The organism is Alishewanella sp. WH16-1 (assembly GCF_001441695.1).
GTDB classification, from domain to species: domain Bacteria; phylum Pseudomonadota; class Gammaproteobacteria; order Enterobacterales; family Alteromonadaceae; genus Alishewanella; species Alishewanella agri.
The window spans coordinates 64,189-83,230 of the sequence record NZ_LCWL01000112.1 but is presented as its reverse complement, the minus strand read 5'-3'; the positions used below and the strand labels follow the sequence as shown (position 1 = coordinate 83,230).

Below are 19,042 nucleotides of genomic sequence, written 5' to 3'. Positions count from 1 at the left end.
ACTAACAAGCCAGAGGCTGAACCTGCATTCAGCCTCTGCTCCTCGCAGGATATTTAGGCTCTGGCCAGACGCTTTAACCGCAGCAGATCCCGTACCAATTCATATCCCGGAAAACAGGCAGTAATCAACAGCGTTACCACTATGGTGCGCTGCAGAGAATCCCATTCAAAAACATAGGGCAAGGCTGCCATGTTGATCTCCAGTAACGGCCCACTGACAGCCAGATACAGCAAAATCAGCACCAGCGCGCTATTTAGCACCACATTCGCGATCAACAGCGGGCGATTCCAGAAGCGTTGTTTTAGTTGCCCGATATTCAGCACTATGCCGGCCAGCAACACCGGTGTGCACCAGCTGAGAAACTGCCGTGCTGGCTCAGCCAGACTAATACGCTGCGCCTCTAACTGCTCTGGGGTAAACCAAAGCGGATACCAGATCAGCACTAATAAAAAGGCATAGGTACCAAGATCGGTAAAAATATTCTGCAGCGAAATGGTCTGCCAGCCCGGCTCCACTGCCGCTAACTGCCGCGGATGCCAGTTCGGTGTTGCTTTAGCCGCTGCAGTCGGCTCCCGCGATAACAACATATAGGTCACAGTAATCGCAGTAAACGCCAGACAGGCATCGCCGATAAAGCCACTGGCAATGCTTTTCAGATACAGCAGCAAACCAAACTGACTGTATAACCAGGCGCTGGTACTGGCGATAATTTGCAGGACAAACAAAATCCCCAGCACCATATACAGGGTATAGCGGTACACCGGCATATAACTTAAGCTGATTAACGGCTGCGGCGGCACAAATTGCTGGGCTACATCACGTGGATGCCCCATTTGTAGCAGCACGGCAGCACTGTCGTCGTCGCTAAGCTCACCTTTTTGCTCCGTCAGCGCATCCAACTGATCCCGGATATTGGCATTCAGTTCACGGCCAATTTCATCGCGTTTATTCTCAGGTAGCTCGCGCTGCACCGCAGCAATATAACGTGTGACTAAATCCATTATGCTGTCTCCTCTGGCTTTACACCCAGTAAGTTACTCAGGGCGCCATTAAGCTGTTGCCATTCATCGGTTAATTGCCCAAGCAAGCTGTGGCCGCTGGCAGACAGCTGGTAATAACGCCGCTCCCGCCCTTCGCCTTGCTGCCATTCACTGTCAAGTAACCCCTGCTCTGCCAGACGGCGGATCAGGGGATACAGGGTGCCTTCATCAATCTCAATACCGTTGTCGTTAAGTTGTTTGCGCAGCGAATAGCCATAATGCGCTTCTTTCAGCGACGCCAGCACCGCCAAAACCAACACCCCGCGGCGCAGTTCCAGCCGAATTTTGTCCAGTTGCGATTGCGTCATCTTTTGCTCCTGATACTGTGTATCGCATACTGTGCGCCACACAGCTACTTATACTAGGTGGCGCACAGTATAAAAGCAAGGGGGATAATCATTAAAAATTGCACTACTGGCCCATATGGGCTATTTTTAATAGGCCATATGAACCAAAAAGGGCTCAATGATGACTGTCAGCGCAGTGAAAAGCTTTAAACCCACACCGCTGTACCAACCGAATTTTTGGTATAGCCTTGGTATAGAAGATGAGACAACATCAAAAAATGCCGCTATTCATCAAGGCTTTAAACCAGAGGTCTATCGTAACATTCTGGCGAAAGCCCGGTTGTCACAAACTGAGTTTCACCATGTTACCCTGATCCCAATCAGCACGATTAAGCGCCGCCTGAAAAATGGAGAACGTTTCAACACTCAAGAGAGTGACGTTATGTACCGCCTGGCGCTGCTGATCAAACTAGCGACCGAGCTTTTTGGCAATGAACAACGCGCTCTCGCCTGGTTACGTGAAAGTGTGTATGGCCTGAATGGCAAGCGGCCCTTAGATATGATTGCGACCACTGTCGATTTTGAAACGGTTAAAGAGTTAATCGGCCGGCTCGAACACGGCGTGTTTTCTTGATGCAACTGTACCGGCTGACCCAAAAAAAGTTCGCCGAGGCGCCCTTCAATCCGCAAGGCGCAAAATTATTTGGCGGGCGCTGGAACTCAAAAGGCACAGCGGCGCTGTATTTCGCTGCATCTGAATCGCTTTGTATCCTGGAAGTTTTTGTACACCTTAATCACGACCCTGAGGTGATTCAGCAATACGATCTTTACCGCATTGAGTTACCCGACGAGCTGATTATCCCGTTGGACAATTCAGTTCTGCCACCTAACTGGCGGGCAATACCGGCGCCGGAACAGACGCAACTGATTGGCGATCAATTTCTTAACGCCGAAAACCCCGAGTTCGCCGCACTCCAGGTCCCCTCAAGTATTTCGCCGCGAGATCGTAACTACCTGATCAATCCACGGCATCCGCTGCTACCTGCTATCCTCGCCAAAGCCGAAAAACTTGAATTTAGTTTTGATGCACGGATCTTCAGATAGCTTAATACGCTGAATCCAATGCAACTCCCGGCCCCAACTCCGCTATGCTCGGCCCCCGACTCCGGTATGCTTGCCGTACCGGAGTCGCAACCTGACACTTGCCATCTGTACGTTATTTGCGTACACTTTTTTTATGAAAAGTGTATTTATCGAATCAACAATTTTTGAAAAGCACCGAGATGAATACCTCAGTGATGATGAGTATAGGCTCTTTCAAGCTGAATTAATGTTAAACCCACATTTGGGTGATGTGATTCAAGGTACTGGCGGTTTGCGCAAAATTCGGGTTGCCAGCAAAGGTAAAGGAAAACGCGGTGGTTCACGGATTATCTATTACTTTCTCGATGAAAAAAGGCGTTTTTATTTGCTAACCATTTACGGCAAAAATGAAATGTCCGATTTAAATGCAATTCAAAGAAAACAATTAATGGCTTTTATGGAGGCGTGGCGCAATGAGCACTCGTGATTTATTTGCAGAGTTAAGCTCAGCTCTTGTTGAGGCTAAACAGCATTCAGAAGGTAAGTTGACCCTAAAAACACATCATGTGAATGATACGGGTGAGTTGAATATCTCACCAGATGAAATCGTGAGTATTCGAGAGCAGTTTAATATGTCCCGTGGCGTCTTCGCGAGGCTACTTCATACGTCTTCGCGCACATTAGAAAACTGGGAACAAGGTCGTAGTGTGCCAAATGGTCAAGCTGTTACCCTTTTAAAGTTAGTACAGCGTCATCCAGAAACGTTGTCACACATAGCCGAGCTATAACAAACGGCTGTTGTCGCCACTAGGGGCCTGGGCGGTCTGCTGCAAATCCACCAATTGCGCTATTATTGCCACAAAGCACCCAGCTGGCAGCAGCCGGCAAATCACACCAAGGAGTCCAGAATGCGTATATCAGGTTGCGTTTTATTGCTACTAACACTGACCCTGACGGGTTGTAACAGAAATGAAGTGGGAGATGTATCGTTGGGGCTCTTTACCACCAAGGATATCAAACTGGATGCTTTTACTGATCCTATCGTTAGCGGCGTAACCTGCCACGTATCCAGTATTGAGGCTAATCTGGATTTTTCGGATCCTTCTGACAGCGCCATCTCTTGCCGGCAAACCGGCCCCATTACCGCTGAGATGATCGCTAAAATCGATAAAAGCAAAAACGGTGAAGTGCTGTTCACTAAATCGAAAAGCGTATTTTTTAAAAGTATGAAAATCCGCCGCATCTACGATGCGCAGAATCAAACCCTGATGTATCTGTCTTATTCAACCAAGGAAACCTCGGGCAGCTTTAAGCATGGCTTATCAACGGTACCACTGTGGGGGACAGAGGCTTATACCGCTTCGGGTGTTGCCCCTTAGGTTTGGTGTTCCTGTCACTATCGCAGGAGCGACTCCGGTACGACAAGCATACCGGAGTCGTGATGCGGTGTAGCCTTGCGTTTGGTGTTTTTCTCGCTATCGCAGGACCGACTCCGGTACGACAGGCATACCGGAGTCGTGGTGTGGTGTAGCCTTGAGTTTGGGGTTCTTCTTACTATCGCAGGAGCGACTCCGGTACGACAAGCATACCGGAGTCGTGGTCTGGTGTAGCTTTGGGTTTGGTGTTTTTCTGACTATCGCAGGATCGACTCCGGTACGGCAAGCATACCGGAGTCGTGGTGCAGTGTAGCCTTGAGCTTGGGGTTCTTCTTACTATCGCAGGACCGACTCTGGTACGACAAGCATACCGGAGTCGTGGTGTGGTGTAGCTTTGGGTTAGGGGGTTTTCTTACCATCGCAGGACCGACTCCGGTACGGCAAGCGTACCGGAGTCGTGGTGCTGGGCTAGGTTTTTAGATAGCGGGCAAACCAATCCAGGGTGCGTTGCCAGGCGAGTTTAGCAGCGGCTTCATCGTAACGGGGTGTCGAGTCGTTATGAAAGCCATGGTAAGTGCCGGGATAAAAATGGGCTTCGAAGGTTTTATTAGCGGCTTTAAGTACTGCTTCTACCGCCGGCCAGGTTTCGTTGACTCTGGGGTCGTTCTCCGCAAAATGATACTGCAACGGCGCCTTGATTGGCGCTACCGCCTCCGGATCGGCCTGCCGGCCATAAAAAGGTACCGCACAGGCCAGTTCCGGATAAGCAACAGCCGCCGCATTACAGACACCGCCGCCATAACAAAAACCGGTCATGCCGACTTTATCGGTGGTAAGCTCACCGGCCAGTAAAAATTCAAGCGCAGCAAAGAAATCGTTTAACAGTTTTTGTGGATCAACCTGACGCTGCAAGGCCCTGCCCTCGTCATCATTGCCCGGATAACCGCCGACCGAGCTTAAACCATCCGGCGCCAGCGCCACATAGCCGGCTTTGGCTACCCGCCGCGCCACATCTTCGATATAAGGGTTCAGACCTCGGTTTTCATGCACCACCAGCACGGCTGGCGCAGGCTGCTCCAGCTTGGCCGGCCGCACCAGGTAGGCGCGCACCTCACCATGCCCATTGGGTGATGGATAACGGATATAGCTGGCAATAATCTCAGGATCGTTAAAGGAGATCTGCTGTGCCAGTGCATAATTCGGGGTTAGTGCGGACAAAAGCGCAACCGCCGTCATGGAGCCAACAGCAAATTTAGCCGCCCGCTCTAAAAAATCACGCCGGCTTAATTTGCCATGCACATAAAAATCATACAGCTCAAGTAATTCCGGGCTAAAGTCGGCGGCGGTTAAACGGGGCATAGAGCTTTCCCTGGATAGGTTATTCGCTAGTGCACAATAGTAAGGCAATATTAGCGCAATAATCGCAGTACTGTGCCTGCCGGTTCAATCTGCTCTGCCCTACTGCGACCAGTAGCCTGCAGGCGGCGGTCGATGGCAATTGACCGCGATGATGTGGTAGCTAGTGAGTCACACTACAGCTCGTTGTTGTCGTCTGAGCGTTAATTTGTTGCTCACTATCCATAATATTGGCATCGTCAGGCGCCAGCTGCCGCGCAGCTTTGATCAGTTCCAGCGCCTGCGCTTTGCAGCCCAGCTCACTCAATACCAAAGCATAATTATTTAAATAGGCCGGTTGCTGTTTGGCCAGCGGCAATCCCTTCGCAAACCAAATGGCGGCCTCGGCCGGTGCTCGGGCTAAAAAGTGATTACCGAGTAAAAAATACGGTAGCCAGTAATCCGGCCACTGTTTGGTGGCGCTGATTAGCGCCGTAACACCAGCTTCAGTTTGCCGGGTTTGCAATAGATCCTGACAGGCTCGGGTATAAAGAAAGGGGTCCAGCAGTGCGCTGGTGCGCGCGGGCGGCAACATCGCCAGTAGCCAATAATTGGCTCTGTGCCAGGTGCGCTCAAAGGTCGCCAGCGGAAGCCGGTACTCGGCGCTGAGACCGCTATGCAAAATCATCTCGCGCCGATCTAAATCATAGCCAATAACCACAGCATAGTGCCATCTGGGCAACCAGCTCAAACCATTGTTTTGTAATACAATAACCGGAATTTCTTCAGCAACCAGCTGCAATAGCTGGCTTAAACTGCCGCGTTGTTCATAAGCCACAAAGCCCAGTTGGCGGCTGGCAGCGGCCATTTCAATTTGCAGGCTGCCCTGCAGCCCTGGCGTAAAAGTAAGACCGGCAATACTCTCAGCGCTGTGCTCCACCCCATAGTAGGCAGCCACTTCAGAGAGCGTGGTTGGGCCACAAAAATACTCTTGCTGTGGATAAAATGGTACAGCGCTCAGCAAGGCCTGCCGGCTAATGGCCGGTGGCTCAGCCAACAGTTGCCGGCTTTGCGGTGGGCTTTGACAAGCGGTAAGCAACAGCAGCAATAAAAGGCCAACCAGAATGTTGGCCGATTTCGCTTTAGCGAACATTATTGAAATCGAATTGGCCGAATAAACGGATAAACGTCCGTGACACCCAGTAGGTCTAACACCGCGATCACCACTAAAACGGTGACAATCGTACCCACAACACCACCCGCCGGCATTTCATGTAACTGGCTATTCAGCGCTGCCAACTCCGCATCGGTCATATTGGCGATACGTTGCTCTGCGTCTTGCTGGCTAACACCCAGCTGCACCAGTTTTTGCTGCACTTCGGCCGTATCCAAAAACGACAATACCTGCTGCTTGTTGTAGTGGTGTTGCTGGCTGGCAAGCATTTGCTCAGAGCTGACCACACCTGCCGATACCTGACCCAAACCCAACGTCAGGCTGCTGGCGAGTAACGCCGCTGTAATTAGCTTATTTTGCATTTCGATATCCTTGTAGTTAATAACAGAATCTGCAACAGCAAAAACTAACATTACACTAAGCTGCTGAACGCTAACTGACTGAGATTAGACTAATTAAAACTAAGCTGCAAGGAAGGAGAACGGTCTTCGACAGCCACTGTGCCGAAGACCAGATAGCGCGCCTGGGCGCCTAAGGCTTACTTATCGTGATGCAAACGCATATGTGGGAACAGGATCACATCGCGGATCGAGGCCGCGTCGGCCAGCAACATCACTAAGCGGTCGATACCGATACCCTGACCTGCTGTTGGCGGTAAACCGTGCTCCAGCGCGGTAACAAAGTCTTCATCGTAGAACATGGCTTCATCATCACCAGCGTCTTTTTGCGCGACCTGCTCGCGGAAGCGCTCGGCCTGATCTTCAGCATCGTTCAGCTCGCTAAAACCGTTACCGAGTTCACGGCCACCGATAAAGAATTCAAAGCGGTCGGTGATCTCCGGGTTATCGTCGTTACGCCGCGCCAGCGGTGATACCTCAGCCGGGTACTCGGTAATAAAGGTCGGATGGCGCAGCTTGGTTTCTACCAGCTCGTCAAACACTTCCATCAAAATACGACCATGGCCATAGTTGGCTTTCACTTCAATGCCCAGTGATTTTGCCAGCTCAGCCACCGACTCACGGGTCGCCAGCTGCTCTTTGGTGATCGACGGGTTGTAATGCAGAATCGATTCTGTCACCGACATCCGCGCAAACGGCTTACCGAAGTCAAACACCTCGCCCTGATATGGCACTTCCGTGCTGCCCAGTACGTCCAGCGCTAAGCCACGGAATAACTTTTCAGTTAAGTCCATTAAGTCGTTATAGTCGGCATAGGCCCAGTAGAATTCCAGCATAGTGAATTCTGGGTTATGCCGGGTCGAGACGCCTTCGTTACGAAAGTTACGGTTTAACTCAAACACCTTCTCGAAACCGCCAACCACCAACCGCTTTAAGTACAGCTCAGGGGCAATACGCAGGAACATTTGCATATCCAGCGCATTGTGGTGGGTTTCAAACGGCCGTGCCGAGGCACCGCCCGGAATGGCTTGCAGCATTGGCGTTTCGACTTCTAAAAAGCCATGCTCGTTAAAGAAACGGCGGATATAGGCCACAGTTTTGCTGCGTACCAAAAAGGTTTTGCGAGATTGCTCGTTTGAGATCAGATCCAGATAACGCTGGCGGTAACGCGCTTCGTTATCAGTTAAACCGTGGAATTTGTCTGGCAGTGGGCGCAGTGCTTTGGTTAATAAGCGGATTTCCGTCGCCCATACCGTCAGCTCACCGGTTTGGGTTTTAAACAAGTAACCCTTTACGCCGAGGATATCGCCCAGGTCCCATTTTTTAAACTGGTCGTTATACAGGCCTTCCGGCAGGCTGTCGCGCGCCACATACACCTGAAACTTGCCGCCCATATCCTGCAGCGTACAGAAGCTGGCTTTACCCATAATACGGCGGGTCATCATCCGGCCACCCAGGCTCACTTCTACCTTGTTGGCTTCCAGCTCTTCTTTGCTTAACGCATCGTACTTGGCATGAATTTCATCAGAGATATGCGCCCGGCGAAAATCATTCGGGAAGGCAATGCCCTGCTCGCGAATCGCCGCCAGCTTATGTTTTCGCTCAGCAATCAGTTTGTTAACATCCTGAATTTCTTCATGTTGGTTATGCTGTTCAGACATTTGTTGATTCCTGAGTGAGTTAAAAAATTACAAACCGGCTTTTAAGCTGGCTTCGATAAATTTGTCCAGATCGCCATCCAGCACCGACTGGGTATTGCGGGTTTCTACCCCGGTACGCAAGTCTTTAATGCGCGAGTCGTCCAGTACATAAGAGCGGATCTGGCTGCCCCAGCCGATATCCGACTTGGTATCTTCCAGCGCCTGCTTTTCGGCATTTTGCTTTTGCAGCTCAAACTCGTACAGCTTGGCGCGCAGTTGCTTATAGGCATTGTCGCGGTTTTTATGCTGCGAGCGGTCATTCTGACACTGCACTACGATGTTGGTTGGTAAGTGCGTGATCCGCACCGCTGAATCGGTCCGGTTAACGTGCTGACCACCAGCACCCGAGGCGCGGTAGGTATCAATGCGCAAATCTGCCGGGTTAATTTCGATTTCGATATCGTCATCGATTTCCGGCGATACAAAAACGGATGAAAAAGACGTATGGCGGCGGTTACCGGAGTCAAACGGGCTCTTGCGCACCAGACGGTGCACACCGGTTTCGGTGCGTAACCAGCCATAAGCGTATTCGCCGGTAAATTTAATGGTACAGCCTTTAATACCGGCGACATCACCGTCAGTCACTTCGTACAGCTCGGGTTTAAAGCCTTTAGCTTCACCCCAGCGCAGATACATCCGCATCAGCATGCTGGCCCAGTCCTGAGCTTCAGTACCGCCAGAGCCAGCCTGTATATCCAGATAACAGTCGTTTTGATCATGTTTGCCCGAGAACATACGGCGGAATTCCAGCTGCGCCAGCTGTTTTTCCAAATCGGCCAGCTCAGCTTTGGCTTCTTCAAAAGTCGCTTCGTCTTCAGCTTCGACGGCCAGCTCCAGCAAGCCCTGCACATCTTCCAGGCCCTGGTCCAGCTTGTCGATAGTGCCCACCACCTGCTCCAGCGCCGAGCGCTCTTTACCCAGCGCCTGGGCTTTATCAGGGGTATTCCAGATCGCTGGGTCTTCTAACTCGCGCGAGACTTCTTCTAAGCGTTCTTTTTTGCCATCGTAGTCAAAGATACCCCCGAAGCACATTGGTGCGTTCAGTCAGATCTTTGATGCTGTTATTTACCGGATTCACTTCAAACATGGGTTAAACCGACCTGTTGGGCGATAAAAAATTGGCGCGGATTATAACAAAAAAACTGCCGCTACGGGCAGTTTTTAACAGCAATCTTCAACCAGAGCTTGTTGAGGTTTGCTTACAAGCCTTCCATATAACGCACAATCAGTTGCAGGCTTTGCTGTTCGCGATATTCGTTAATATCCAGCTGATAGGCCAGCCGTACCCGCTGAATATTCACATTGGGCCAGGCTTTGTTATCGGCATTAAACCAGATCGCATCTACCAGCTTACCGCCGGGGCCTTTTAGCAGCATTTTTAAATGCCGATCGGCCAGCATTTTCTGGCTTAACAGCTGAAATTCGCCATCAAATACCGGCTCCGGAAAGGCCTGCCCCCAGGGCCCGGCATTTTGCAGCAACTGAGCAAAACTGAGCTCAAAACACTCTGCTTCCAGCTCGCCGTCGGTTAACACCATGGCGGTCAGTTGCTCCGCTGTCAGGTATTTTTTTGCCGTCAGGTTAAATGCCAGCGCAAAGGTCTCGAGCTTGTCTTCACTAATGGTTAAGCCGGCCGCCATCGCATGGCCGCCAAATTTTTTAATCAACCCCGGATATTGGGTCGCGATTTCATCCAGTACATCGCGGATATGAAAGCCAGTAATTGAACGCGCAGAGCCTTTTAACTCGCCGTTATCGCCCTTGGCAAAAGCGATGGTCGGCCGGTGAAACTGCTCTTTAATGCGACCGGCCAGAATACCAATTACGCCCTGATGCCAGTCGTGCCGGTATAAACACAGAGTTTCCGGTAAGTTGCTGCCATCAAAAGAGAGTTGGCTCAGCAGTGCCTGCGCTTCCTGCTGCATACTTTGTTCGATACTGCGCCGCTCGGCGTTCAGGTTATCCAGCTCGGCGGCATATTGGCGCGCTAAACCTAAGTTTGGCGCCAGTAAACAACTGATGCCAAGCGACATATCATCCAGCCGGCCAGCGGCATTCAGTCGCGGCCCCAGTGCAAAGCCAAAATCACTGGCGGTCAGTTTGGCCGCATCCCGATTGGCGACATCAATCAGCGCCTGAATACCGGGCCGGCATTTACCGGCGCGAATACGCATTAAGCCCTGATGTACCAGGATGCGGTTATTGGCATCCAGCGGCACCACATCGGCGACGGTACCCAGGGCTACCAGGTCGAGCAATTCCGCCACATTCGGCTCGGTTAGCCCCTGTGCGGCAAAATAGCCCTGGTCACGTAAGGTCGAACGTAATGCCAGCAATAAGTAAAACGCCACACCGACACCGGCCAGCGCCTTACTTGGGAAGTTACAGCCAGGCTGATTCGGGTTAACGATAGCATCGGCATCCGGCAGCGTATTGCCCGGTAAGTGATGGTCAGTGACCAGCACTTTGACACCGGCACGTTTTGCCAGTGCCACGCCTTCGATAGCGGAAATGCCGTTATCGACGGTAATAATCAGCTCAGCGCCCTGCGCTACGACAATTTCGGCCAGCTCCGGCGTTAAGCCATAGCCGTATTCAAAGCGGTTTGGTACCAGATATTCCAGATACTTAAAGCCAAAGGCTTTTAAGCCACTCATCAACACAGTAGTGCTGGTCGCACCATCGGCATCAAAGTCGCCAACAATCACGATACGTTGCTGGCTGGTCAACGCCTCCACCAGCAGGGCGCTGGCGCGGTCGATATCTTTTAGTTGCGTAAAAGGCAGTAACGCTGAAGCCTGACGTTGTAGCTCACTGGCACAGCTGACGCCACGGCTCAGATACAGACGACTGAGCACCGGGTGCAGTGCCGGATCCAGTATTGATGCAGATTGCGCCGGCAGTGTCCGGCGGCTGATCTGTTTTACCTGCAAGGTGTTACTCTCCGGTGTTCAGTTGTTGCAGCATCGCCGCTACCGGCATATAGCCCGGGATCAGGCTGCCATCTGGCAGTATCACCGCTGGGGTACCATTAATGCCAAAGAACTGCGCCAATGCATACTGACTGGCGACCGGATTCTGACACATGGCTTTTGCTACCGTTTTATCAGCCTTAGCATTATCCATGGCGCCATTTTTATCTTTGGCGCACCAGATATGCTGCATTTGTAATCCGGTTTCCGACGCGACACCGGCCCGCGGAAACGCCAGATAGCGCACGGTAATACCCGCATTCAGATAATCTTTCATTTCCTGATGTAACTTGCGGCAATAGGCACAACTGGGGTCAGTAAACACATGCACCACATACTTTTCTTTCGGCGACTTGTATTCGATAACCTGATCTTTTTGCTCCGCCAGTTTTTGCACGATAATCGGCGCCATCAGCTGATCTTTTAAATTGGTCGGCACCTTTTGGCCACGAATGGTTTGCCATTGCTGCAGATCCAGCACATTACCGGCAATCAGATAACGGCCATCATCCGACATAAAAAACAGCCCCTGGTCCGTGATCACCTGAGAGACACCGGTCATCGGTGAGGCCTTAACCTCCTGCACCGTCAAACCGACTTCTGACAACGCCTGGCTGATTTTCTCATTGGCCACTGCCGTGAGTGGCAGCATGCTGGCAACAAGTACCGATAACAGGGTTTTAACTGACTTTTTCATAATGCTTCCCTCTCCGCTAACCACGCGGATGATGTTGTTGATGCAATTGCTGTAAGCGCGCCTGCGCGACATGGGTGTAAATTTGTGTGGTAGAGAGATCACTGTGCCCCAGCAACATCTGCACCACCCGTAAATCCGCACCATGATTCAGCAAATGCGTGGCAAAGGCATGCCGAACCGTATGGGGCGACAAGGTAGCCCGAATGCCGGCTACTTTCGCATAAAACTTAATCCGATGCCAGAAGGTTTGCCGTGTCATCAGCTGTTGCCGGCTACTGGGAAACACCACATCGCTAAGCTGGCTTTGCAGCGCCGGCCGTGCTTCTTTTAAATAGCGACTAAGCCAGTACTGCGCCTCCTCGCCCATTGGCACCAGGCGCTCTTTACGCCCTTTGCCGATTACCCGCACTATGCCCTGCTGCAAATACAGTTGTTGCATCGATAGCGTCACCAGCTCGGTTACCCGGATGCCGGTGGCATATAACAGCTCCAACATGGCTTTATCGCGAAACTGGATCAGTTCACTGATATCCGGCGCGGCCAGCAGGGCTTCGACATCCGGCTCCGACAGCGTTTTCGGTAAGCTGCTACCAATTTTCGGGTTAATCAGCTCAGTGGTTGGGTCTTGCGCAAGCTGCTGTTGTTGCACCAGATAACGATAAAAACGGCGCAGGCTGCTTAGTAGCCGCGAAGTGCTGCGCGGGTTAAAACCCTCGTCGTAGCGTTTCGCCAGATAGCGGTTAATCAGATCGCTGCTCACTGCCGTAAGATGCGGTTGCCCCTGCTGCTGACAAAAACGGGCGAAATGTTTCAGATCCGTGCCATAAGCACTTAGCGTATGCACGCTGGCGGCCTGCTCCAGTTCCAGTTGTTCCTGAAATTGTTGGATCAGCTGCAGATTTTCGGCGGACAGCGGTGGTGTTGACATGGCACTTCTTTCTTAACTGAGTACGACTAGTGTACCGGAGGCCCCCCTTGGGGAACAAGGGTGCTGATCTGCAGCCAGACGTCAACTACTCCAGCTTGCTGATGGGCGCAAGGCGCACACTATGCTAAACTACCGCCCGTTTTTAGCATGCAACAACACTCTCGATAAAAAAGGTCTGCCAGATGAAGATTGGCTTGTTTTACGGCTCAACCACCTGTTACACCGAAATGGTGGCAGAAAAAATTCAGGCGCTGATTGGCCCGGAATATGTGGCGCTGCATAACTTAAAAGATACGCCGTTAACTGCGATGGCCGACTATGACATTCTGATCCTCGGCTTGTCGACCTGGGACTTTGGTGAAATTCAGGAAGACTGGGAAGCGCACTGGCCCGAGATTAATCAGGTGGATCTGAGCGGTAAAACCATCGCGCTGTATGGCATGGGCGATCAGCTGGGCTATGCCGAATGGTTTCAGGATGCACTCGGTATGCTGCATCATGAAATCGCCAAACAGCAGGTAAAACGGGTTGGTTTTTGGCCAAATCAGGGCTATGACTTTATCGCCTCAAAAGCCGTCACACCGGATGGCGAGTGGTTTTATGGCCTGGCACTGGATGATGAAAACCAATACGAGCAAACCGATGCGCGGCTGGCGCAATGGGTAGAGCAAATTTTGCTGGAAATTGCCGATTCAGAAGTTTAGGTAAAATGCCTGCAGCAGTTGCCGGTACGCTGCCGAATAGCCGCCGCTGCTATCATGGATCAGCAGCTGACTGATCTCAGTGTCAAGTTCAGTGTCAGCTTTAACCCAGCTTTGTAAATAGCGACTCACCGGCTTGCCGGCCTTGCTTTGTACAGCGCAGCGGGCCCGACACTGCCAACCTTGCTCTAGCGCGGCTTGCGCAAAAGCCGCCTGACTGCTGGCCGGTAAAATTAAACAAAACTCTCCGCCAGGCGCCAAACATTGCGCCGCTTTCTGTAACAACGCAGCAAAGGGCAAGCTATCGGTATGCCTGGCCTGTTGCCGCGTGGCATCCTGACTTGGCAGCGCATGCTGAAAAAAAGGCGGGTTAGAAATAATTAAAGCGTAACGCTCGGCGGTGCTATAGGTTAGAATATCGCCCTTTACCACGCGAATAGCGTCAGGCCAGGGGCTTGCTGCCACATTAGCGGCAGCCTGGGTAGCGGCATGGGTATCCAGCTCCACTGCCGTGATCGGAATTTGGCCCCCGGTGCGCTGTGCCAGCATTAAACTTAAAATGCCACTGCCACAGCCAATATCCAGCATGGCGGGTGTCGCCTGTAACGCGGTGGGCAAAGCCGCCCAGGCGCCCAATAACAGCGCATCGGTGCCGACTTTCATCGCGCAGTGCTGATGGCCGATATAAAATTGTTTACACTGAAAACCTGCTGACATAAGCCCTCCGGCGCGGAGTGTAACGCGCCAGCCGCTAATGTCACAATATAACAGCTTAAGGAAATAACATGAGTTTTGCCGAGTTCCAACTGGATGACGCCTTAAATCAGGCGCTGGAAAGTGCCGGTTTTGATCAGCCTACCCAAATACAGCAACTGGCGATTCCGCCGGCGCTGGAAGGCCGTGATCTGTTAGCCAGTGCCCCCACCGGTACCGGCAAAACCCTGGCTTTTGTGTTACCGGCGATTCAGTATCTGCTGGATTTCCCGCGCCGCGATCCGGGCTTTGCCCGGGTTCTGGTGATGACACCGACCCGCGAGCTGGCGTATCAGGTTTACGATACCTTTAAACAATTCAGCCAGTTCACCACGCTCAATGTTGGTTTGATCACCGGCGGTATCAATTACGGTAGCCATAAAGATACGCTGGAAAAGAACAACGATATTCTGGTTGCCACCCCGGGCCGCTTAATTGAATATCTGGATGCCGAGAGCTTTCAGGCCGATGAAGTAGAATTGCTGATCCTCGATGAAGCTGACCGCATGCTGGATATGGGCTTTATCGGTGAGATGAACCGTATTGTGCTGGAAGCGCGCCGTCGCCGCCAGACGTTCCTGTTCTCTGCCACGCTGGAAGGCGCTTCGTTAGAGCGCTTTGCCGAGAAGGCACTCAAAGAGCCGGAGCATGTCGAAGCCAACCCATCGCGTAAAGAAAAAGCCAAAATTTTGCAGTGGTGCCATCTGGCCGATGATGCCAACCATAAGCTGGCGCTGCTCACCCATATTCTGAAACAGCCCGACGTGAATAAAGCCATAGTGTTTGTCAAAACCCGCGAGCGCCTGGCAACGCTAACCGGTCAGCTGGAAACCGCCGGTATTAAGTGCTGCTGGCTGCAGGGCGAAATGCCGCAGGATAAACGCTTACAGGCGCTGGCACGTTTTACCAATAATCAGGTACGGATTTTGGTAGCTACCGACGTCGCCGCGCGCGGGCTGGATATCGACGATATCAGCCATGTGATTAACTATGATATGCCGCGTAGCGCCGATGTGTATGTGCACCGTATTGGCCGCACCGGCCGCGCCGGTAAAAAAGGTACCGCGATTTCGCTGGTCGAAGCCCATGATATGGCGGTGGTTGGCAAGGTTGAGCGTTATACCGAGCAGCCGCTAAAGCGCCGGGTTATCGACGAGCTGCGACCAAAACATAAAGAAGCCAAGGTCACCAAGAAAAAGAAAAAACCGGGCCGGGTTGCTGCGAAAAAGCTGGCACCGAAAGCCAAAAAGTAAGCTTTGTCACTTGCCATTATCCAGCCCGGCCGCGCTCTGCGCCGGGCTTCCCTTCGAAAAAACGCCTGATTTTCCGCCATAGCTGCTGCATTTATTCCAAAGTTATGCTACCAATAGGAATAAATTATTACTGATAAGCATGGTGCCGCTGATGGACAAACGACAATTTCTAAAACACAGTGCGCTGGCCTTAAGCCTGCTTCCGCTTACCGCCTGCGCTGTACCGGCTGGCGCAGCCACGACCAGGCCGCAAGCTACTGGCCGTATTCTGCCAAAACCGCTGCGCAGGGGCGATACCGTGGGCTTAATCGCCTCATCGGCTGCCGTCGCCGATCTTGAAGATCTGGTCATCGCGCGCGAAACCCTGCAAGCCCTGGGTTTTAACGTAAAAAGCGGCCGCTTTTATAACGAACGTCGTGGCCATTTAGCCGGCAGAGATGAAGATCGCGCCGCGGATCTGAACGCGATGTTTGCCGATCCAGAGGTTAAAGCCGTGATCTGTGCCCGGGGTGGCTCTGGCGCAGCCCGAATTTTACCGCTACTGGATTATCAGATGATCCGCCGTAATCCTAAGCCATTGCTCGGTTATTCCGATATCACCGCCCTGCATAATGCCTTGCTGGCACAGTGCGGTCTGGTCAGTTTTCATGGCCCGAATGGCATTGGCAGCTGGAATGCCTTTAATGTCGATCAGTTTGAGCGGCTGTTCTTTAACCAAGAGCTGATGCAATACCAGAACGAGCAGGATCTGAAAGGTGAGCTGGTGCAGCGCGAAAACCGTACCCGGGTCATTACCGGCGGCAAAGCACAGGGCCAGCTGATCGGTGGCAATCTGACGGTATTAACGGCACTGGCAGGCACGCCTTATCTGCCGGATTTTCAGGATAAGATTTTATTCCTCGAAGATATTGAAGAGCAGCCATACCGTATCGACCGCATGATGAGCACTTTAAAGCTAATGGGCGCGCTGGATAAAATTAAGGGCTTTATTTTTGGTGACTGTAACCGCTGTACCCCGGGCAACGGCTGGGGCAGTTTAACCTTAGATGAAATCTTTGCGGACTTTATTAAACCGCTTGGTATTCCGGCTTACCGCGGCGCCATGATTGGCCATATTCCAAAGCAGTTTATTGTGCCGGTTGGTGCTATGGCAGAAATGGATGCCGACGCCGGCACCTTCCGCCTGCTGGAGCCGGTGTTTCAAAGCTAACCGGCGATGGCCTCAGCTTGAGCTGGTACTGCCTGACAGCACCAGCTCATAATGGTCACTACCTTGCCCTGATACAGCTCCTGCTTGAGTACCTGCCAGCCCAGGCGTTGATAAAACGCCGCCTGATCTTCGGTAAATAAATACAGTTGCGTCAGTCCCAGCTGCCGGGCTTCTGTCATCACTTGCTGCACCAGCCATTTGCCAAGCCCTTTACCTCTTACCGAAGGTGCCAGATAAATATTGGCCAGCCAGGGCGATAACTCACGATTGGTTTGCATATCGTGCAGTAACAGCGAGGCGGTGCCTACCACCTGATGTTCATACACCACCACCCAACTGATCGGCAATTGCTGTTCATTTAAACTGGCGGCCAGATCGGCGGCAAAGTCGGCTTCGGTTTTTTCCGGAAACAGCGCGCCCCACTCCAGATAATGCCAATGCGCCAGCATCGGGATCAGCTCAGGCTGCTGCTTAAGCAGGATTAACTTGGCTTGATTCATTTCGTTTATAACAACGCGATTAACGTTCAGCTAGAGTCTTTAGTTTCTGCAAAGCGTTAGGCCAGGCTTGCTGCATATATTCCTCATACGCTGGCGCAATTTCCTGCTCAATCCGCAGCTCGGTACTGTCACCGCGAGAGGTAAAATAGAAGTTCTCGTAGGCTGGCGCCCAACTTGTTACTTCGGCACTATCCAAATCATCCTGGCCGGCATAAACAAAACCCAGATGGCTGACCGAGATAAACTCCAGCGGCCGGTACTCGACAATCTTTGCCACCATACCATTGCCATTTGGATCCAGAAAGCGGATGGTTTCACCCTGCTGCCAATGCCCTTGATAGTAAGAGCCCTCACAAAAAGCCGAAATCCACTCGCGATAAAGCTGTGGGTCAAACATCCGTTGCCAAAGCTGCGCCACCGGCGCCTGGATCACAATACTATGCTGAATAACTTTGACGTTGCGCATGGCAGAAAGCTTCCTGTTGTTATTATTGTCAGCAGTAAAAGTAGCATACCACTACCGGCATGGGAATCTTAGCGCAAGATTAACGGCGCAACCACAGAGTACTCTGCGAAACGGTAGGCTTACGCAAACCCAGCTACTGCGCCTGACTCCGGTATGCTTGCCGTACCGGAGTCACACCTGCGATCTGGAGCAGAAAACCACTGTCGTCGTTTTACCGATGCCGCAGTATGGAACACGGATTTGATTTAGGGGGAGATTGCACCAAGCCTCTGCAACAGCCCTCGCTACTCCACCTGACTCCGGTATGCTTGTCGTACCGGAGTCACACCTGCGATCTGGAGCAGAAAACCAATGTCGTCGTTTTGCTGGTGCTGCGGTGTAGAGCGCGGATCTATTTTAGGGATATGGCACCAAGCCTTTGCAACAGCCCTGGCTACTGCGCCTGACTCCGGTATGCTTGCCGTTAGGCTAGGTCTGATCGTAGTGACCACCAATAGCGAAGATATAAATAGCTTTTTCGTCGAACCGATATACCAAACGATCTTTCTGAGATATCCGTTTTGACCAGAGGCCGGAGAGATTATGCTTGAGTGGTTCTGGCTTTCCTAAACCTGCAGCGGGATTGTTTGAACGCAGCATTTCCCTCAGTAATTTGCACAATGCCTTGTGCAATTGTTTATCTTTCTCGCGCATAGCTTCATACGCTTCCCAAGTGTTGCCTTCAAAGACCAGTGATCTCATTCATTTGCTCTTCGGTCGGAATATAGCCTTTACCACTGTTGTGAGTTTCAAGGGACCTAGCAATCTGTTGCATCAGATTTTGGTTCTGCAGTATATAAAGCGTTTCTTGCTCGCGCTCCCAGTCATCGGCACTAATCACAACGAACGCATCTCCGGCCCTTCTTGTTACCTTGAGCGGTTCGTGTCTGTTAATCACTTCTTCTACAACACTTTTCATGTTGTCTCTAAATTTGTTTACGCTAATCGTATCCATAACGGCACCTTGATGTACGGACTTTCCGTACAAGTATATGTCAAGAGCCCTAACAAGACCAAGGATAGCGACAGCTTTTTCGTTCCGGCTTTGCCGCTACTGCGCCTGACTCCGGTATGCTTGTCGTACCGGAGTCACAATCTGCGATTTGTGCCAATTGCCGACCTACCATTAC

At 51.8% G+C, this 19,042-nt stretch carries 23 protein-coding genes; 8 read left to right on the top strand and 15 right to left on the bottom strand.

Annotated features, from left to right (window positions below; translation table 11 throughout):
• Positions 1–53 precede the first annotated feature (53 nt).
• Positions 54–1,001 (bottom strand): hypothetical protein, encoded by a 948-nt coding sequence (locus AAY72_RS11795; protein ID WP_057787686.1) that lies wholly within the window; start codon positions 999–1,001, stop codon positions 54–56.
• Complete coding sequence (locus AAY72_RS11790) at positions 1,001–1,348, bottom strand: PadR family transcriptional regulator (protein ID WP_008608924.1); 348 nt, start codon at positions 1,346–1,348, stop codon at positions 1,001–1,003. The genes AAY72_RS11795 and AAY72_RS11790 overlap by 1 nt, the downstream gene beginning before the upstream one ends.
• A 160-nt stretch (positions 1,349–1,508) precedes the next feature.
• On the opposite strand from AAY72_RS11790, the gene AAY72_RS11785 reads away from it, so the two are divergent.
• From AAY72_RS11785 to AAY72_RS11765, 5 genes are all read left to right on the top strand, one after another.
• A complete protein-coding gene (locus tag AAY72_RS11785; protein WP_057787684.1) occupies positions 1,509–1,961 on the top strand; it encodes an antitoxin Xre/MbcA/ParS toxin-binding domain-containing protein in 453 nt (150 codons plus the stop codon).
• Positions 1,961–2,431 (top strand): RES family NAD+ phosphorylase, encoded by a 471-nt coding sequence (locus tag AAY72_RS11780; RefSeq protein ID WP_008985675.1) that lies wholly within the window; start codon positions 1,961–1,963, stop codon positions 2,429–2,431. Before AAY72_RS11785 ends, AAY72_RS11780 begins: the two co-directional genes overlap by 1 nt.
• 133 nt (positions 2,432–2,564) lie before the next feature.
• On the top strand, positions 2,565–2,897 hold the full coding sequence (locus AAY72_RS11775) for a type II toxin-antitoxin system RelE/ParE family toxin (protein ID WP_008985674.1): 333 nt from the start codon (positions 2,565–2,567) through the stop codon (positions 2,895–2,897).
• The gene (locus AAY72_RS11770) at positions 2,884–3,198 is read left to right on the top strand and encodes a DNA-binding transcriptional regulator (RefSeq protein ID WP_057787682.1); all 315 of its coding nucleotides are present in this window, start codon (positions 2,884–2,886) and stop codon (positions 3,196–3,198) included. The genes AAY72_RS11775 and AAY72_RS11770 overlap by 14 nt, the downstream gene beginning before the upstream one ends.
• 120 nt (positions 3,199–3,318) lie before the next feature.
• Positions 3,319–3,789 (top strand): CreA family protein, encoded by a 471-nt coding sequence (locus AAY72_RS11765; RefSeq protein ID WP_008985672.1) that lies wholly within the window; start codon positions 3,319–3,321, stop codon positions 3,787–3,789.
• Positions 3,790–4,254: 465 nt separating this feature from the next.
• Here the strand turns inward: AAY72_RS11765 and yghX are convergent, their stop codons facing one another.
• From yghX to xerD, 8 genes are all read right to left on the bottom strand, one after another.
• On the bottom strand, positions 4,255–5,145 hold the full coding sequence (yghX, locus tag AAY72_RS11760) for a YghX family hydrolase (protein ID WP_057787680.1): 891 nt from the start codon (positions 5,143–5,145) through the stop codon (positions 4,255–4,257).
• 160 nt (positions 5,146–5,305) lie between these two features.
• Positions 5,306–6,274, bottom strand: coding sequence for a PA2778 family cysteine peptidase (locus AAY72_RS11755; protein ID WP_057787678.1), 969 nt, complete (start codon positions 6,272–6,274; stop codon positions 5,306–5,308).
• Positions 6,274–6,657 (bottom strand): PA2779 family protein, encoded by a 384-nt coding sequence (locus AAY72_RS11750; protein ID WP_057787777.1) that lies wholly within the window; start codon positions 6,655–6,657, stop codon positions 6,274–6,276. Before AAY72_RS11750 ends, AAY72_RS11755 begins: the two co-directional genes overlap by 1 nt.
• A 176-nt stretch (positions 6,658–6,833) precedes the next feature.
• Entirely contained in the window at positions 6,834–8,354 is a 1,521-nt protein-coding gene (lysS, locus tag AAY72_RS11745; RefSeq protein WP_008608940.1) for a lysine--tRNA ligase, read from the bottom strand.
• A 27-nt stretch (positions 8,355–8,381) separates the two neighbouring features.
• Positions 8,382–9,480, bottom strand: a protein-coding gene (gene prfB / locus AAY72_RS11740; protein ID WP_156411325.1) for a peptide chain release factor 2 whose coding sequence is annotated in 2 segments (ribosomal slippage) — positions 8,382–9,404 and positions 9,406–9,480 — 1,098 coding nt in all. Because the reading frame shifts where the segments join, the coding sequence is not laid out codon by codon here.
• Positions 9,481–9,592: 112 nt separating this feature from the next.
• Complete coding sequence (gene recJ, locus AAY72_RS11735) at positions 9,593–11,326, bottom strand: single-stranded-DNA-specific exonuclease RecJ (protein WP_057787674.1); 1,734 nt, start codon at positions 11,324–11,326, stop codon at positions 9,593–9,595.
• Between the two features lie 4 nt (positions 11,327–11,330).
• Entirely contained in the window at positions 11,331–12,062 is a 732-nt protein-coding gene (dsbC, locus tag AAY72_RS11730) for a bifunctional protein-disulfide isomerase/oxidoreductase DsbC (protein WP_057787672.1), read from the bottom strand.
• Between the two features lie 16 nt (positions 12,063–12,078).
• A complete protein-coding gene (gene xerD / locus AAY72_RS11725) occupies positions 12,079–12,975 on the bottom strand; it encodes a site-specific tyrosine recombinase XerD (protein ID WP_369815364.1) in 897 nt (298 codons plus the stop codon).
• Between the two features lie 197 nt (positions 12,976–13,172).
• Between xerD and fldB the strand changes: the two genes are divergently transcribed.
• Positions 13,173–13,694 carry a flavodoxin FldB gene (fldB, locus tag AAY72_RS11720; RefSeq protein ID WP_008608945.1) on the top strand — a complete coding sequence of 174 codons (522 nt, stop codon included), beginning with the start codon at positions 13,173–13,175 and terminating at the stop codon, positions 13,692–13,694.
• Here the strand turns inward: fldB and AAY72_RS11715 are convergent.
• Complete coding sequence (locus AAY72_RS11715) at positions 13,683–14,408, bottom strand: tRNA1(Val) (adenine(37)-N6)-methyltransferase (RefSeq protein WP_057787668.1); 726 nt, start codon at positions 14,406–14,408, stop codon at positions 13,683–13,685. The genes fldB and AAY72_RS11715 overlap by 12 nt on opposite strands.
• 68 nt (positions 14,409–14,476) lie before the next feature.
• Here AAY72_RS11715 and srmB point away from each other — a divergent pair, with 68 nt between their 5' ends.
• A complete protein-coding gene (gene srmB / locus AAY72_RS11710) occupies positions 14,477–15,697 on the top strand; it encodes an ATP-dependent RNA helicase SrmB (RefSeq protein WP_008950012.1) in 1,221 nt (406 codons plus the stop codon).
• A 151-nt stretch (positions 15,698–15,848) separates the two neighbouring features.
• Positions 15,849–16,907, top strand: a complete 1,059-nt coding sequence (locus tag AAY72_RS11705) for an LD-carboxypeptidase (RefSeq protein ID WP_231728958.1) — start codon at positions 15,849–15,851, stop codon at positions 16,905–16,907.
• Here the strand turns inward: AAY72_RS11705 and AAY72_RS11700 are convergent.
• The 4 genes from AAY72_RS11700 to AAY72_RS11685 form a co-directional block, all read right to left on the bottom strand.
• Complete coding sequence (locus tag AAY72_RS11700) at positions 16,904–17,407, bottom strand: GNAT family N-acetyltransferase (RefSeq protein WP_057787664.1); 504 nt, start codon at positions 17,405–17,407, stop codon at positions 16,904–16,906. The two genes, AAY72_RS11705 and AAY72_RS11700, sit on opposite strands and share 4 nt — an antisense overlap.
• 19 nt (positions 17,408–17,426) lie before the next feature.
• Entirely contained in the window at positions 17,427–17,873 is a 447-nt protein-coding gene (locus tag AAY72_RS11695) for an SRPBCC domain-containing protein (protein WP_057787662.1), read from the bottom strand.
• A gap of 468 nt (positions 17,874–18,341) precedes the next feature.
• Positions 18,342–18,614: a Txe/YoeB family addiction module toxin gene (locus AAY72_RS11690; RefSeq protein WP_008950018.1), complete on the bottom strand. Its 273-nt coding sequence runs from the start codon at positions 18,612–18,614 to the stop codon at positions 18,342–18,344.
• Complete coding sequence (locus AAY72_RS11685) at positions 18,595–18,867, bottom strand: type II toxin-antitoxin system Phd/YefM family antitoxin (protein WP_008950019.1); 273 nt, start codon at positions 18,865–18,867, stop codon at positions 18,595–18,597. The genes AAY72_RS11690 and AAY72_RS11685 overlap by 20 nt, the downstream gene beginning before the upstream one ends.
• Positions 18,868–19,042 lie beyond the last annotated feature (175 nt).

What these genes read in the sequence shown, in the direction of transcription:
- AAY72_RS11795 (WP_057787686.1), bottom strand. Translation starts at nt 1,001, where the DNA reads ATGGATTTAGTCACACGTTATATTGCTGCGGTGCAGCGCGAGCTACCT.
- AAY72_RS11790 (WP_008608924.1), bottom strand. Translation starts at nt 1,348, where the DNA reads ATGACGCAATCGCAACTGGACAAAATTCGGCTGGAACTGCGCCGCGGG.
- AAY72_RS11785 (WP_057787684.1), top strand. Translation starts at nt 1,509, where the DNA reads ATGACTGTCAGCGCAGTGAAAAGCTTTAAACCCACACCGCTGTACCAA.
- AAY72_RS11780 (WP_008985675.1), top strand. Translation starts at nt 1,961, where the DNA reads ATGCAACTGTACCGGCTGACCCAAAAAAAGTTCGCCGAGGCGCCCTTC.
- AAY72_RS11775 (WP_008985674.1), top strand. Translation starts at nt 2,565, where the DNA reads ATGAAAAGTGTATTTATCGAATCAACAATTTTTGAAAAGCACCGAGAT.
- AAY72_RS11770 (WP_057787682.1), top strand. Translation starts at nt 2,884, where the DNA reads ATGAGCACTCGTGATTTATTTGCAGAGTTAAGCTCAGCTCTTGTTGAG.
- AAY72_RS11765 (WP_008985672.1), top strand. Translation starts at nt 3,319, where the DNA reads ATGCGTATATCAGGTTGCGTTTTATTGCTACTAACACTGACCCTGACG.
- yghX (WP_057787680.1), bottom strand. Translation starts at nt 5,145, where the DNA reads ATGCCCCGTTTAACCGCCGCCGACTTTAGCCCGGAATTACTTGAGCTG.
- AAY72_RS11755 (WP_057787678.1), bottom strand. Translation starts at nt 6,274, where the DNA reads ATGTTCGCTAAAGCGAAATCGGCCAACATTCTGGTTGGCCTTTTATTG.
- AAY72_RS11750 (WP_057787777.1), bottom strand. Translation starts at nt 6,657, where the DNA reads ATGCAAAATAAGCTAATTACAGCGGCGTTACTCGCCAGCAGCCTGACG.
- lysS (WP_008608940.1), bottom strand. Translation starts at nt 8,354, where the DNA reads ATGTCTGAACAGCATAACCAACATGAAGAAATTCAGGATGTTAACAAA.
- dsbC (WP_057787672.1), bottom strand. Translation starts at nt 12,062, where the DNA reads ATGAAAAAGTCAGTTAAAACCCTGTTATCGGTACTTGTTGCCAGCATG.
- fldB (WP_008608945.1), top strand. Translation starts at nt 13,173, where the DNA reads ATGAAGATTGGCTTGTTTTACGGCTCAACCACCTGTTACACCGAAATG.
- AAY72_RS11715 (WP_057787668.1), bottom strand. Translation starts at nt 14,408, where the DNA reads ATGTCAGCAGGTTTTCAGTGTAAACAATTTTATATCGGCCATCAGCAC.
- srmB (WP_008950012.1), top strand. Translation starts at nt 14,477, where the DNA reads ATGAGTTTTGCCGAGTTCCAACTGGATGACGCCTTAAATCAGGCGCTG.
- AAY72_RS11705 (WP_231728958.1), top strand. Translation starts at nt 15,849, where the DNA reads ATGGACAAACGACAATTTCTAAAACACAGTGCGCTGGCCTTAAGCCTG.
- AAY72_RS11700 (WP_057787664.1), bottom strand. Translation starts at nt 17,407, where the DNA reads ATGAATCAAGCCAAGTTAATCCTGCTTAAGCAGCAGCCTGAGCTGATC.
- AAY72_RS11695 (WP_057787662.1), bottom strand. Translation starts at nt 17,873, where the DNA reads ATGCGCAACGTCAAAGTTATTCAGCATAGTATTGTGATCCAGGCGCCG.
- AAY72_RS11690 (WP_008950018.1), bottom strand. Translation starts at nt 18,614, where the DNA reads ATGAGATCACTGGTCTTTGAAGGCAACACTTGGGAAGCGTATGAAGCT.
- AAY72_RS11685 (WP_008950019.1), bottom strand. Translation starts at nt 18,867, where the DNA reads ATGGATACGATTAGCGTAAACAAATTTAGAGACAACATGAAAAGTGTT.